Origin of the sequence: Streptomyces sp. NPDC006372, from assembly GCF_040612515.1 — a bacterium.
In the GTDB taxonomy this organism is placed as follows: domain Bacteria; phylum Actinomycetota; class Actinomycetes; order Streptomycetales; family Streptomycetaceae; genus Streptomyces.
On the sequence record NZ_JBEXQJ010000018.1, the window covers coordinates 87094 to 100175 of the forward strand.

Consider the following 13082-nt stretch of genomic DNA (forward strand, 5'->3'; position numbering starts at 1 on the left):
TAGGGGAGTTCCTACGGTACCGGTGCGCGGGCGAGGGCAGAGGCCGGTGGCCCGCGGACGATGCCGTACGTGATCGGCGGCGGTGTGTGACGAGTCCGGGGAGGGCTTTGTGCAGGTGTTCATCATGGTGGCGGGTGCGTTCACCGGGGCCCATGTGTGGCAGGAGACGGCCGCCCGGCTGGTCGCGGCGGGCAGTGCGGTGCACGCGGTCGCGCTGACAGGTACCGACCCGGCCCGGCCCGCCACGTCGGCGCAGGTCGGTCTGGAGACGCACATCGAGGATGTGATCGCGGCGATCGACGCGGTGGAGGTGACGTCCGGGCGTGAGATCGTGCTCGTCGGTCACGACTACGGGATCCATCCGGTGCTCGGCGCCGCTGATCGGCGGGCAGAGCGCATCGCACGCGTCGTGTACCTGGACTGTGGAATGCCGCAGAACGGAGTTCCGGCGCTGGCCGCCGTGCCGGACCAGGCTTTGCGCGCGCAGTTGGCCGAACGTGCCGAGGCAGGCGAGTACGAGGGCGTCCTGGCACCACCGGCCCAGGACGAGTGGGAGCGCTGGGGCAGTACCGACGGCGTCGGCGGGGCGGCGCTGGAGCGGCTGACCGCGCTGGCAGCACCTCAGCCGCTGGGCACCCTCCTTCAGCCGCTGCGACTGACCGGAGCGGTGGCCGCGGTGCCCGTCACCGGCGTGCTGTGCACCCGGAACGGCGCCAGTATCGACCTGGTGCAGCGGCTCGTCGACTTCGGCGACCCGGCGCTGGCGGTCCTGACCGAACCTCAGGTCACCTTCTTCGAGCTTCCCACCGGGCACTGGCCGATGCTGTCCTGCCCTGCCGCGCTGGCAGATGTCCTGCTGCGGGCCGCTGCCGGTGAGGGGCACCGTCTGCGGCCGGCGGGCGACGATGCGCCGGTGCCCGCCCATCTGCGCCCGTTCCCGTTGGACGTCCCCGAGCTGCCTCGCGACCGCCAAGGTCATGTCGATCTGTACGTCCCCGACGGGGAGGGCCCGCGGCCGGCCGTGGTCTTCGTGCACGGCGGACCGGTGCCCGCGGGAGCGCGGCCGCGCCCGCGTGAGTGGCCGCCCCTGGTGGGCTATGCCCGTATGGCTGCCGCCGAGGGCATGGTCGGCGCGACTGTCGACCACCGCCTCCACGACATCGCGGATTACGAACGCGCCGCTGCGGATATCGCCGCCGGCGTCGAACTGGTGCGGGCCGACGCCCGGGTGGACGCCGACCGGATCGCCCTGTGGTTCTTCTCCGGCAGCGGCCTGCTCACCACGGACTGGCTGACACAGCCCCCCGCCTGGCTGCGCTGCCTGGCCGCCTCCTACCCTATCCTGGCGCCCCTTCCCGCCTGGGGGATGGCCGGCAGCCGCTTCCATCCCGCCAGGGCGGTCGATCAGGCGGGGTCCTTGCCCATCGTCCTCGTCCGCGTCGGGCGGGAGACTCCCGAGATCGCCGCGACCGTCGAAGCGTTCGTGGCCGCGGCCGACGAGTGTGCAGCGCGACTCGAACTGGTCGATGTCCCGGGCGGCCACCACGGGTTCGAAACCCTGAACCCACCAGAGGAGACGCTCCCGGCCCTGCACCAGGCGATGCGCTCGGTGATCACCCACCTGACCAGGTGACCCCCTCGGACACAGCGGTGCGGTGTTGTTGATGGTGTTGGGCGGTTCTCCGGGTCAATCACTTCGCACGCCTGCCGTGCCCGCAGCGGGACGCCGGCTGCGGCGAGGAGTTTCTCCTTGACCGCAGCCCGTGGTGGTCGGCCCAGACGCTCTGGGACGGCAGCCGGTGGCTGTCGTGCTCAGGTGCAGTTTCCATTGTCCGAGTTGTAGTAGATGTCGATCGAGCCGCTCCACGTCAGGCACTGCCCGTCGTCGGGAACATCCTTGTAGACCGGGCCCGCGTAGCTGGTGAACGAGCCGGAGTCCTTGGCCTCGCCGCTGCTGTAGGGCCAGGTGTCCAGCGTGACCTCCATGAAGACACGGGCACCCGGCTGGGTGCGCACGGTCACCGCGCAGACCTTGCCGGCGCTGCTGTTGTAGGTCACGAACGTGGTGGCGGGGATGGTGGTCTGCGACGAGTGGATCGGCGTACCCCTGATGACGTCATAGCCGGTGCCACAGGCGCCGTTGTAGCGGGTGGGTGTGGCAGCCGAGGCCGGAGTGGTCGCGGCGAGCGTGCCGCCCAGGGCAAGGACAGCCAGAGCGGTGGCGGTGGCTGCCTTGCGGCGGGTCGACTTCATGGTGTTCCCCCTGTTGTGCTCTGAGTCAATGCGCCGTAAACGGCGGGTCGTTGCCGTCCACGCATGATGAGACCCGGGGTACCCACCGATAGTTGTGGGCAGTTTCGTCACTGCTCTGTCACCAGTGTCACGACAAGATGGGGCCAGCCACCGGCCACGAGGTACGGGTGGCGTGCGGCCCTCTTCACATCCCAGTCGATCTGACGGCCTGCCGGAGTGGCCTCGGCTCGTCAGTCACGTGTCGTGCCGCAAGGGCTGGTCGCGCCCCGTGAGCGGCCTGTGAGCGGCCTGTCTCTGTCGTGGCCGGGATTGCGCGGGACACGGGGAGAACCGGGGGGACTCGAAGTGCACGATGTGGGAACCGGAAGGGGAGCCCTGACGCACGAGGGCAGGCCGGATGGCCGGACGCCCGGCTTCCTCACCGGAAGAGAGACCACGATGGCGCACGAAGACGACGCCCAGCAGGCCGTGCCGAACACGCCGGGGACGCGCACGGACGGCGTCACGCGCCGCCGTCCATTGCGGGAGCGGCACGTCGAGGAGACGATCGAGGTCGCGGTGCCGGTGCGGACGGCGTACAACCAGTGGACGCAGTTCAAGACCTTCCCGCGCTTCTCGACCGTGGTGCACGGCGTAGAGCAGATCAGGCCCACCGTGGCCGCCTGGACCATCGGCTACGGACCGCTACGCCGCCGCTTCGCGGTCGAGATCGTGGAACAGGACCCCGACGCCTACCTGGCCTGGCGCGGTCTGGAGCAGAACCCCTCCCACCAGGGTGAGATCGAGTTCCGGTCGACGGAGTCCGGCGGCACCGCGATCACCGTCCGGATGCTCCTGGAACCGCAGGGAGCCGCGAGGATCCTCAACCGCTCCTCCACGGCCGCCCGGCTGACGGCCCGGCTGGTGCGGGGTGAACTTGTGAACTTCAAGCGGTTCATCGAGGGACTGGGGCAGGAGGGCGGGGCCTGGCGCGGCACCATCCGCAACGGCCGCGTGCAGCACGACCATCCGGAACCGCCCAGGAGCCGCGTGGCCCAGTGGCCTGTCGGCTGACCGGCGTGCCGGACACGGCAAGAGAAAGGCGAACCGATGCAGAACCCGCCCGGCGAGGAGCCGGAGACCACCCTCTCCGTGACACCGCCGAAGAAGTGGGCGGCCGGAGTCCCCGCGGTCGTGCACGCGCTGGAGTACTCCCTGCAGCAGACCTCCCCGCGCAAGACCGGGGTGGACCTGCTGACCATGAACCAGGTGGGTGGTGTCGACTGCCCCGGCTGTGCATGGGCGGACCCGGCCCCGGGCCGGCGCCATCGCAACGAGTACTGCGAGAACGGCGCCAAGCACATCAACGACGAGGCCACCACGCGCCGGGTCACCGCCGACTTCTTCCGTGAGCACAGCGTCTCGGACCTCGCCGGCCGCTCCGACATGTGGCTCAATCAGCAGGGCCGGCTCACCGAGCCGTTGATCAAGCGGCCAGGCTCCGAGCACTACGAGCCCATCGGCTGGAACGACGCCCTGGGCGTCCTCGCGCAGGAACTGAAGTCGCTGGCCTCCCCCGACGAGGCCGTCTTCTACACCTCCGGCCGCGCCAGCAACGAGGCCGCCTTCGTCCTGCAGCTCTTCGCCCGCGCCTTCGGCACCAACAACCTGCCCGACTGCAGCAACATGTGCCACGAGTCCAGCGGCTTCGCCCTGAGCGAGACCCTGGGCACCGGCAAGGGCACCGTGAGCCTGAACGACCTCCACCACGCCGATCTGATCTTCCTGGTGGGGCAGAACCCTGGCACCAACCACCCGCGTCAGCTCTCCGCCCTGGAGGAGGCCAAGCGGGGCGGCGGCCGGATCGTGGCGGTCAACCCGCTGCCGGAGGCCGGGCTGCGCCGCTTCAAGAACCCTCAGAAACCGAGCGGCATCGTCGGACGCGGCACCCAGATCGCCGACCGCTTCCTGCACATCAAGCCCGGCGGCGATCTCGCCCTGTTCCAGGCCCTCAACCGCCTGCTCCTGGAGGCCGAGGACGCGGCGCCCGGCACCGTCCTGGACCACGACTTCATCGGCGCCCACACCACCGGCTTCGAGGAGTTCGCCCAGCACGCCCGCGCCGTCGACTGGGACGAGGTGCACACGGCGACCGGACTGACCCGCGAGGAGATCGAGCAGGTCCGTGACGAGGTCCTCGACAGCGAACGCGTCATCGTCTGCTGGGCGATGGGCATCACCCAGCACAAGCACGGCGTGCCCACCATCCGGGAGATCGTCAACTTCCTGATGCTGCGGGGCAACCTGGGGCGCGCCGGCACCGGCGCCTGCCCGGTGCGCGGCCACAGCAATGTCCAGGGTGACCGCACCATGGGCATCTGGGAGCAGATGCCGGACACCTTCCTGGACGCCCTGCAGAAGGAGTTCGGCTTCGACCCGCCGCGTCCGCACGGCCTGGACTCGGTGAACTCGATCAAGGCGATGCGCGAGAGCCGTGTCAAGGTCTTCCTCGCCCTGGCCGGCAACTTCGTCCGCGCCGCTCCCGACAGTGAGGTCACCGAGGAGGCGATGCGCTCGTGCCGGCTGACCGCCCACATCTCCACCAAGCTCAACCGCTCGCACACCGTCTGCGGCGACACCGCGCTGATCCTGCCCACCCTGGGGCGTACCGAGCGTGACGTCCAGGCCGACGGCGAGCAGTTCGTCACCGTCGAAAACTCCATGAGCGAGGTGCACACCTCCCAGGGCCGCCTCGAACCGGCCTCCCCGCTGCTGCTCAGCGAGGTCGCCATCTTGTGCAGGCTCGCCCGATGCACCCTGGACGGCAAGGCGGACATCCCCTGGAAAGAGTTCGAGGGCGACTACGGCACCATCCGCGACCGCATCTCCCGCGTCGTGCCGGGCTTCCACGACTTCAACGCGCGGGTGACCCGCCCCGGAGGGTTCCAACTGCCCAACCCGGTCAACGAGGGCGTCTTCAACAACGCAGTCGGCAAAGCCCTGTTCACCTGCAACGAGCGGGTGGTCCCCCGGGCGCCCGAGGGGCACCTGCTGCTTCAGACGCTGCGCTCGCACGACCAGTGGAACACCGTTCCCTACAGCAACAACGACCGCTACCGCGGCATCCATGGCAGCCGCCACGTCGTCCTCGTCAACCCGGCCGACCTGGTCGAACTCGGCCTCGCGCAGGGCGATCACGTCGACCTGGTGAGCGTCTGGGCGGACGGCACCGAGCGCCGGGCCGAGAACTTCGAAGTCGTGCCCTACCCGGCCGCCAAGGGCTCGGCCGCCGCCTACTACCCGGAGACGAACGTCCTGGTGCCGCTGGACAGCGTCGCCGACATCAGCAACCAGCCCACGTCGAAGGGCATCGTGGTACGCCTCGAACCCGCCCTCGACCGGACACAGCCCACACCCGCCTGACCGGCGGCACGATCCTGACGGGGCCCGATGTCCTCGGGCCCCGTCGGGCGTTGCCGGCGGGGTGACGCGCCCTCGGCAGGTCAAGGAAAGAGCCACATGGCCCCTGCCTCAGCGCTGCCTGATCGCCCACCGCCATGACCAACGCCTCCGTCAGGACCCCTCAGGAAGGGTCCCGCGCGTCCCCGTCCCCGTCGGCCCTCCTGGTTCGCCGCACGACGGCGAGCGCGCCGAGCACGATGCCGACGGCCACGATCGCCAGCCCGCGCAGCCACACCTGTGCCTCGATCTGCGTGGCCAGCACGACGCAGGACGCGATACCCAGTACCGGCAGTGCCGTTGGGGTCCGGAAGTGGTCGGCCTCGCCCGGGTCTCGGCGCAAGACCAGCACCGCCGTGTTGACCATGAGGAAGACGACCAGCAGCAGGAGGACCAGGGTGGACGCCAGGGTGGCGTCGCTGCCGGTGAGCGCCAGGAGCGTCGCCAGCAGCGCGGTGACCGCGATCGAGACCCACGGGGTACGACGGCCCGGCAGCACCTTGGTCAGTGCGGCGGGCAGCAGCCCGTCCCTCGCCATGCCGTAGGCCAGACGTGAGGACATGATGCCGGTGAGCAGCGCGCCGTTGGCCACGGCAACGAGTGCGACGGCACTGAACAGGCGGGCCGGCACGCCGCCTGCCTCCTCCACGACCTCCAGAAGTGGCCCGCTCGACCGAGCGAGCTCGGCGGTCGGTACCGCGGCGGACGCGGCGATGCCCACCAGCACGTACACGGCCCCGGCGGTAGCGAGGGCGCCGAACAGGGCGCGCGGGTAGGACCGCCGCGGGTCGCGGGTCTCCTCGGCGACGTTCACCGAGGTCTCGAACCCGACGAAGGAGTAGTACGCCAGGACCGAGCCGCTCAGAACGGCCCTGACTCCTTGATGCCTCGCGCATTGACCAGGGCGAGCAGGGCCAAGAACATCACGGCCACGAGCCCCACGGGCAGGGTCACGAAGGCCGACAAGTAGTCGCCGCCGAAGCCGCGGGCGAGCGCGGCCACGGAGACGAGGCCGGCGGCCAGCATGCAAAATCCTGCGATGAATCCGGCAAACGGTCCGAAAGCGCGTGTTGTGTAGTGGGAGGATCCGCCCGCCCGCGGGTACTTCGTCGCCAGTTCGGCGTAGGAGGCCGCGGTCAGCAATACCAGCAGCAGCGCGACGACCAGCGGCACCCACACCGCTCCCCCGGCGTCGGTCGCGACTTGGCCGATCAGGACGTACACGCCGGCGCCGAGCACGTCGCCCAGAATGAAGAAGTACAGCAGCGGGGTCGTCAGCGCGCGCTTGAGCGCCGTGCCCTCCTGTGCCCCTCGCTGTTCCACCGACTCCGCCGACGCCCTGTTCCCGACGTTTCTCGCCATACCGCCTCGTGTCCCCCGTGCCGCGCGATGCACGCCCGACCACCGGCCGCCTCACGGAGGCGCGCATGACTTCGGCCGCTCGTCACGAACGGGTGGGCGGCCTCAGTTTCAGGGCTGGGAGGTGGCGACCTTGATCCCGAATCCGATCAGGACGACACCTGTGAGGCGGTCCATGGTGCGTCGCACGGAAGGCTTCTCGAAGAAGGCGCGGGCCTTGGCCAGCACCAGCACGTAGCCGCCGAGCCAGACCAGGGTGAGGGTCACGTGCACGAGTATCAGCAGGGCCATCCCCATGTGCGGGGAGAAGCCAGACGGTGCGAGCGTGGGCAGCAGGCCCGTGTAGAAGACGGCGATCTTGGGATTGAACACGTTGCTGATCAAGCCCGTGCGCCAGGGGCTGCCGGATGGGGACGGGGCGCTCACCCCGGAAGTCACCGGACGGCTGCGCCGACTCTGCAGCAGTGCCTGCACACCCAGGACGCCGAGGTAGACGGCACCGGCAAGCTTGACGACCGTGTAGGCCGTGGCGGACGCCGCCAGAACAGCGGCCAGGCCGACCACGGTGAGCGCACCCCAGATCAGCAGTCCGGCCGCTATGCCGCCGACCGTGCGCAGGCCGTCTTGCCAGCCCGACGCGATGGCACGCTTCGTCACCACCGCCATGTCCGGGCCGGGAACCACAGTCAGGACAGCCAGTACACCTGTGGCCGCAAGGAGCTGAACGAACATGCGTTCAGTCTCGCACCCGGGATTGCCTCCGTGTTGCACCCCTCTGCGATTTCCGGAGCCGGGCGCCTGGTGCTCGGAAAGGGCTCCTGCCTCGGTCGTCAGGCTGCGCCCTTCGGGTGGGTACGAAGCAATTCCGCAGAGGCCAACAGCCGGGCGGGCATCTTCCGATCAGAGTCACTGCGGCTCAATCGATCGAGGAGTGCCCATGTCAGGACAGTTTGAAGCGACCGTCGAGATCAATCGGCCGGCCGAAGCAGTGTTCGACTACCTTGCCGACGGACGCAACGACCCGCAGTTCAGCCCCCGGGTGCTCAGGATCGAGCGAGTTCCCGATGCGCCGACCGCCGTGGGAACGGTCTTCCGCAGCACGGTCAAGGACGCCGGAATGAAAACAGCCAGAGAGTTCCGTATCACCGACCTCGAAGCTCCGGTGCGGGTCCGGTGGGCCGAGGTGTCGAAGAACAGCGTGACAGCCAGCGAAGGCGGCTATGACCTGGAGCCTCTTGCCGGTGGCGCGACTCGGGTCCGCATCTTCAACGTTCTGGAGGGCCACGGGCTCGGCAAGCTCCTCGTCGGCCTGGCGCTCACTGCTGCCCGCAAGGATGCCGCCGCCTTCGGCGCCCGGATCAAGGCAGCAGCCGAAGCAGCGATCGTCGCGCGCTGACCGGTACGGCCCGGTACAGCCGCCGGGCGCGACTGCAGGTCATGCTCACCGGCACTGCTCCGGCTCCCGCAGGCACGGCAGGTGCCCTTTCCCTCGGATCACGTTCTGGCTGGTGGACTCGTCGAGGTAGGAAAGGAAGCTGGCGGCCAGGGAGCCGGGGCGAGGGGGGCCGTAGGTGTAGGCGTACTCGATGTCCTTGTACGGGTAGTGTCCAGCGCCTCGGTCGATCCGCCGTTCGTCGGGCCAGTCGCCTGCCAGGGGCACCTTGTTCACCTTGCCACCCCTCTGCCTGGCGAGGCCGACTTCGCTGTAGCCGATGGCGCCGGGCTGTTCCTCGATTCTGTTCAGTACGGCCCTGGTCGAGCCGAGTTCGCAGCGCGTGACGGTGTCACCGGACCGTGCGGGCGGCCTGCAGTCCAGTGACGTGCTCGGCGCCTGCTCCCACCCCTTGAGCACCCGGTCCTGGAAGATCTGCCGTGTACCCGATTCGTCCCCTCGGCTGACCAGGACGATCGGCAGATCGGCGATCTCCCGCCGGTCGGGGAGGACTTGGCCCCAGCGCTGGTACCTGCCCGCGTACATCTCCCTCACCTGCCGAAGGGTCAGTCCGCGCGGGCCGAGGTCGATGTCCTTGTGGGTGACGAGGGTGAAGAAGGAGAGAGCGACCTCCTTGCCCCTCAGGTTCCAGCGCCGCCCCATCGGCCCGTCCGAGAAGGCGATCACCGACCGGGCGGAGTTCGCCGACCGCTCCCCCAGCTGTGCGAGTTCGGACACGCCGTCCTCGCTGCCCCGCGCCTCGACGGAGATGTCGGCGCCCTGGCACTTGTCCTCGTACTGCTGGGCGAGCGTCTGGACGACGGGCTCGAAAGCCGTAGAGCCCGTCAGGGTCAACTCGCCCTGCTCGCACTCGATCGGATTGCCGACGCGCAGCACGATGATGCCGGCGAGGGCGAGCACGGCCAGGGCCAGGACGCCGCTGAGCAACCGGGCCGGGAGACTGAACGTACGCAGCTTCTCGTCCGGCTTGGGAGCGCTGTTGCGGTGGACCCGGCCGTCCCGGAGGCCGCCGATCAGCTTGACCTCCCCTTCGGCCGGACCGCCGGAGAGCAGCACCAGCAGCTTGAAGTGGTCGCCCGGATTGAGCGGCACGCGCGGGATGGTCACCGTGCTGCCGAGGTGTTCGAACCCGTTGGCGCTCGTGAAGTGACTGTTCAGGTGCTCGATGCCGGACGGCTGGGTGACCGCGACGGCCTGGACCGTGCGGCCCGTGAACTCGGCGGTCAGGCCGTGGACTTCGGACGAGGTGTAGTCATTGTCGGCGACACTCTGTGATCCGTCGTTCTCGATACGCAGCAGGACGAGCGACGCGTCGGCCATGTTCGGTACGTCGAAGTCGCCGAGACGCGGATTGGACGACCCGTCGCCTATGGGGCTGTCCATCTGTACGCGGTAGCCGATCAGCTTGCGGCGGGGTACCCGCCGGTCGTACAGGAACATCGCGACGGGCACGAGGAGACCGAGGACGGACGTGCCGATGGCGATGACGTTCTCGATGCTCAGCCACTCCACTGGTGGTCCCCCGCCACTCCCAGAGCTCAGTTGGTGGGGTCACCGTATGTCTGTCCCGAACGGCCCGGCAGGGCTCTGGCCCCAATGTTCGCTCTACGTTCAACTTGCCGCGGCTCTGTGCCTGGGCTGTCTGCGCGAAGCCGGGCGCGACTCGGTGACGTCCTTGCTCAGGCGAGGAAGATGCAGAACGGGTGGCCCGAGGGATCGGCGTAGACCCGAAAGGGTTCGTCAGGGCCGTGCTTGTGGTCGGACAGCAGACGGCCGCCGAGGTGCAGGACACGCTCGTGTTGCGCCTCGAGGTCCTCGATCGACGAGACGCTCAGGTCCAGGTACAGTTGCTGCGGTACCGGGCCGTCGGGCCAGGTCGGCGGCGTCAACCGGCCGACGTGCTGGAAGGCCAGTTGAGGTGTGCCGTCGGGCGCCCGCAACACCAGCCAGTCCCGCCCCCGCTCATCGGGCTCACCTTCCTTCGGCGGTTCGTCCCCAGGACCGTAGACCAGCCCGAGCAGCGCGCGGTAAAACTCCGCGAGTCCCCGGATGCCGGCGCTGTCGAGTACCACCTGATGCAGTCGCAGCGCGGCTTGCCCGGGCATGGGATCACCTCCGGCAGCTAGAGTCCCCCGTGAGCCGGTCCGAAACAGGTCGACGTCACCGGATGCCTGCGAAGCGGGACTCAGACCGCGGTGAGCGGTAGTCGGCGCCGGCTCTTCGGTGATGCGGAGGTCGTCGAGCGCTGCCGGGACAAGAACCGCACGCGCGTTTCGCTCGACGCCAGGCGGTGCCGCGGCTGCGGCACCGCCTGGCGTCCGGCAGGGCCGAGACGTCGGCGGCGGACGACATCGGATACCCCCGTCATTTTCAAGCCCAAGGCACTGGGAGGAAATGCAGTGCCCGAAGCCGACGCCTCAGAGGTCTTGGCACCCATGCCGGCGCCGTACGCTGATGTCTCATGCGCGGCGTCAGCCCCCCGTCACTGCCTCCGGCGAGCCGAGCAGTCGGCGTAGCGTGGCCGCGCGCCACTCATCCCGGATCTGCCGCGCCACCTGCGGCGTGAAGACCGCCGAGGCCGGATCGGCGTCCGGGCCGGTAGTGACGAAACTGGGTTCAGTTCCCATGGAAACAGTGAAGAAACCAGGCAGATCGCTCGCGTGTTCTTCGGATCGCCGGGCACACGGAGCGACGGAGGTTGATAACTATGGTTCCCTTGCTTCTCGTTCTGCTTCTGGCTCTGATCCTCTTCGGCGCGGGGTTCGCGCTGAAGGCGCTGTGGTGGATTGCCGTCGTCGTGCTGGTTGTCTGGCTGCTGGGCTTCGTGATGCGCAGTGCGGGCACAGGCGGCCGCAAGGGCCGCTGGTATCGCTGGTAGCGCCACCGAACAGCAGCCATCCTGTGGGCCCCGGGTACACCGGGGCCCACAGGCATGTCCCGTCTCAGGACACCTCACGCCGGCCTCGCTCCCACCAGCAGCAGTGGGCCGCCACGAGGGAAACCCCGCCCGATGACCAGACGCGTGCCCGAAGCTAGTGGATCAGGGCATTCACCATGATGATCACGAGACCGATGAGCATATCCAGGCCGCCTGCCCGGCACGAGGACGGCCATCCGTGCCCAGCGGTGCGGGCGGCCCAGACGCCCAAGCCGAACAGGGCGACGGTGTTGAACAGCAGGGCCGTGTCGGCAGCCGTGGCCTCTGCCCACCACCCGGCCAGCGCGGCAAGCAGTATCCCCAGCGTGGGAAGCACGGCGGCGACCAGCGGCCACTCGGCGAGCACCGACCGCAGTCTGCTCGTGGTGGCTGCCTTGTCGGGGGATGCACGCTGAGCGATGACGTGCGCGTATCCATGGGCGGCACTGGACGCCAGCGCCGTGATCAGTACCCACAGCGCGTCCGCACCGGGATCGGCCTGCTCGTCCCCCGCGTCCAGCGCGGCCACCATGGCACTGGCCAGCACCAGTCCGTAGATTCCGCTGAACAGCCACTGCTCCGACGGCCGTCGCCTGAAGGCCCCCCTCGGTGCGACGCCCTCGGGGCGGACATGGTCAGCGCGGTCGGGCATCGTATCCCCTCGGTGCGGGAAGAAGGCCTGGCCCGCACATGCTCACGCGCGTGGCGGCGACGAACACGACGCCACGCGGGTGAGCGTGATTGTTGTGCCCAAGAAGTCGTCTCGATTGGTACGTGTGGCCTGAGGTGACGCCCACGATCAGCGAGGCTGAGGCATTCGTAACACTGTCTGAAGGTTCTTCGCAGGGCCGAGACCAGAAACGGTTTCTCTGATCCAGTCGATGCACCGCTTCATCCGGGGTCGGTCTGCGGAGAAGTACCCCTGCCACGGCTCGTCCAACGGTAACCAGGCTGCGGGCTGCCCATCCTCTGGGGCCAGAGGAGCCCGGCGGTCGACGACCGTCATGAAGGACACGCCCATGACAGCAGGCCAGTCGGGGTGATACGAGCGGACGGTGACAGCAGCCGGGGTCCGAAACAGTTCAACCGCCAGCCCTGTCTCTTCGAACAGCTCCCGTACGGCCGCCTCGCGTGGAGTTTCTCCTGGATCCACCTTGCCACCCGGCGCTACCCACCCACGCCAGCGGTGATCCACCATCAAGACGTGGGTCAGCGTCGTGTCGAACGCCCACACCTCCGTTGCCAGGGGACCGTCTTCGGGCGTGACGGGACGGAGCAACCACTCCAAGGCGTTGTCGTACTCGACGTCGCATCTTCGCCGGTTTGTCGCTTCACATGTCATCGGGAGGACTGTTGCGTCCAACGCTGATATGGCTCGTACGGCTGTGCTCGCTCGCGGCCTGGGTCGCGGCCGACGTCGCCTGCGTGTGGCTGCTGGGGGCCACCGCCATGGCCCGGCCCTGGCACGAACCCTTCGTGTGGGGTGCCTTCGCGGTGGGGTGTGCGGTGGTGCGGGTGGTGGCGCTGTGGGTGCTGCGTGGCGCGCCCAAGGGCGGCGAGTTCGGCGACGAGTTCTGGGTCAAGCTTCGCACCGGCACCCTCTGGGTCATCGTCGCGTTCTCCTCCGCCGTGTTCGCCGCCGCCCTCCTGACTTCGTCCAAC

At 69.0% G+C, this 13082-nt stretch carries 12 protein-coding genes and 1 pseudogene; 5 read left to right on the top strand and 8 right to left on the bottom strand.

The annotated features are described in order from the left end of the window. Positions 1-109: 109 nt before the first annotated feature. A complete protein-coding gene (locus ABZ016_RS24935) occupies positions 110-1633 on the top strand; it encodes an alpha/beta hydrolase (protein WP_356918891.1) in 1524 nt (507 codons plus the stop codon). A gap of 179 nt (positions 1634-1812) precedes the next feature. On the opposite strand, the gene ABZ016_RS24940 is transcribed toward ABZ016_RS24935, so the two are convergent. Next, positions 1813-2253, bottom strand: coding sequence for a hypothetical protein (locus ABZ016_RS24940; RefSeq protein WP_356918892.1), 441 nt, complete (start codon positions 2251-2253; stop codon positions 1813-1815). Positions 2254-2691: 438 nt separating this feature from the next. Between ABZ016_RS24940 and ABZ016_RS24945 the strand changes: the two genes are divergently transcribed. Both ABZ016_RS24945 and ABZ016_RS24950 read left to right on the top strand, forming a co-directional pair. Then, positions 2692-3306 carry an SRPBCC family protein gene (locus ABZ016_RS24945; RefSeq protein WP_356918893.1) on the top strand — a complete coding sequence of 205 codons (615 nt, stop codon included), beginning with the start codon at positions 2692-2694 and terminating at the stop codon, positions 3304-3306. A gap of 36 nt (positions 3307-3342) precedes the next feature. Further along, a complete protein-coding gene (locus ABZ016_RS24950; protein ID WP_356918894.1) occupies positions 3343-5655 on the top strand; it encodes an FdhF/YdeP family oxidoreductase in 2313 nt (770 codons plus the stop codon). A 160-nt stretch (positions 5656-5815) separates the two neighbouring features. Here the strand turns inward: ABZ016_RS24950 and ABZ016_RS24955 are convergent. Together ABZ016_RS24955 and ABZ016_RS24960 are read right to left on the bottom strand one after the other, a co-directional pair. After that, positions 5816-7053: pseudogene (locus ABZ016_RS24955) on the bottom strand (APC family permease). A 108-nt stretch (positions 7054-7161) separates the two neighbouring features. Continuing rightward, positions 7162-7782, bottom strand: coding sequence for a LysE family translocator (locus ABZ016_RS24960; protein ID WP_356918896.1), 621 nt, complete (start codon positions 7780-7782; stop codon positions 7162-7164). Between the two features lie 205 nt (positions 7783-7987). Here ABZ016_RS24960 and ABZ016_RS24965 point away from each other — a divergent pair, with 205 nt between their 5' ends. Beyond that, entirely contained in the window at positions 7988-8446 is a 459-nt protein-coding gene (locus ABZ016_RS24965) for an SRPBCC family protein (protein ID WP_356918897.1), read from the top strand. Positions 8447-8491: 45 nt separating this feature from the next. Here the strand turns inward: ABZ016_RS24965 and ABZ016_RS24970 are convergent, their stop codons facing one another. From ABZ016_RS24970 to ABZ016_RS24980, 3 genes are all read right to left on the bottom strand, one after another. Beyond that, entirely contained in the window at positions 8492-10015 is a 1524-nt protein-coding gene (locus ABZ016_RS24970) for a substrate-binding domain-containing protein (protein ID WP_356918898.1), read from the bottom strand. Between the two features lie 167 nt (positions 10016-10182). Beyond that, positions 10183-10608: a VOC family protein gene (locus ABZ016_RS24975; protein ID WP_356918899.1), complete on the bottom strand. Its 426-nt coding sequence runs from the start codon at positions 10606-10608 to the stop codon at positions 10183-10185. A gap of 366 nt (positions 10609-10974) precedes the next feature. Next, positions 10975-11130, bottom strand: a complete 156-nt coding sequence (locus ABZ016_RS24980; RefSeq protein ID WP_356918900.1) for a hypothetical protein — start codon at positions 11128-11130, stop codon at positions 10975-10977. An 80-nt stretch (positions 11131-11210) separates the two neighbouring features. Here ABZ016_RS24980 and ABZ016_RS24985 point away from each other — a divergent pair, with 80 nt between their 5' ends. Then, on the top strand, positions 11211-11381 hold the full coding sequence (locus ABZ016_RS24985) for a hydrophobic protein (RefSeq protein ID WP_356918902.1): 171 nt from the start codon (positions 11211-11213) through the stop codon (positions 11379-11381). Between the two features lie 154 nt (positions 11382-11535). On the opposite strand, the gene ABZ016_RS24990 is transcribed toward ABZ016_RS24985, so the two are convergent. Together ABZ016_RS24990 and ABZ016_RS24995 are read right to left on the bottom strand one after the other, a co-directional pair. Next, complete coding sequence (locus ABZ016_RS24990; protein ID WP_356918903.1) at positions 11536-12072, bottom strand: hypothetical protein; 537 nt, start codon at positions 12070-12072, stop codon at positions 11536-11538. A gap of 147 nt (positions 12073-12219) precedes the next feature. Beyond that, positions 12220-12762 carry an NUDIX hydrolase gene (locus ABZ016_RS24995; protein WP_356918904.1) on the bottom strand — a complete coding sequence of 181 codons (543 nt, stop codon included), beginning with the start codon at positions 12760-12762 and terminating at the stop codon, positions 12220-12222. Between the last annotated feature and the right edge of the window lie 320 nt (positions 12763-13082).

Coding starts and splice junctions, on each gene's coding strand:
- ABZ016_RS24940 (WP_356918892.1), bottom strand. CDS start 2,253: ATGAAGTCGACCCGCCGCAAGGCAGCCACCGCCACCGCTCTGGCTGTC.
- ABZ016_RS24945 (WP_356918893.1), top strand. CDS start 2,692: ATGGCGCACGAAGACGACGCCCAGCAGGCCGTGCCGAACACGCCGGGG.
- ABZ016_RS24950 (WP_356918894.1), top strand. CDS start 3,343: ATGCAGAACCCGCCCGGCGAGGAGCCGGAGACCACCCTCTCCGTGACA.
- ABZ016_RS24960 (WP_356918896.1), bottom strand. CDS start 7,782: ATGTTCGTTCAGCTCCTTGCGGCCACAGGTGTACTGGCTGTCCTGACT.
- ABZ016_RS24965 (WP_356918897.1), top strand. CDS start 7,988: ATGTCAGGACAGTTTGAAGCGACCGTCGAGATCAATCGGCCGGCCGAA.
- ABZ016_RS24975 (WP_356918899.1), bottom strand. CDS start 10,608: ATGCCCGGGCAAGCCGCGCTGCGACTGCATCAGGTGGTACTCGACAGC.
- ABZ016_RS24980 (WP_356918900.1), bottom strand. CDS start 11,130: ATGGGAACTGAACCCAGTTTCGTCACTACCGGCCCGGACGCCGATCCG.
- ABZ016_RS24985 (WP_356918902.1), top strand. CDS start 11,211: ATGGTTCCCTTGCTTCTCGTTCTGCTTCTGGCTCTGATCCTCTTCGGC.
- ABZ016_RS24990 (WP_356918903.1), bottom strand. CDS start 12,072: ATGCCCGACCGCGCTGACCATGTCCGCCCCGAGGGCGTCGCACCGAGG.
- ABZ016_RS24995 (WP_356918904.1), bottom strand. CDS start 12,762: ATGACATGTGAAGCGACAAACCGGCGAAGATGCGACGTCGAGTACGAC.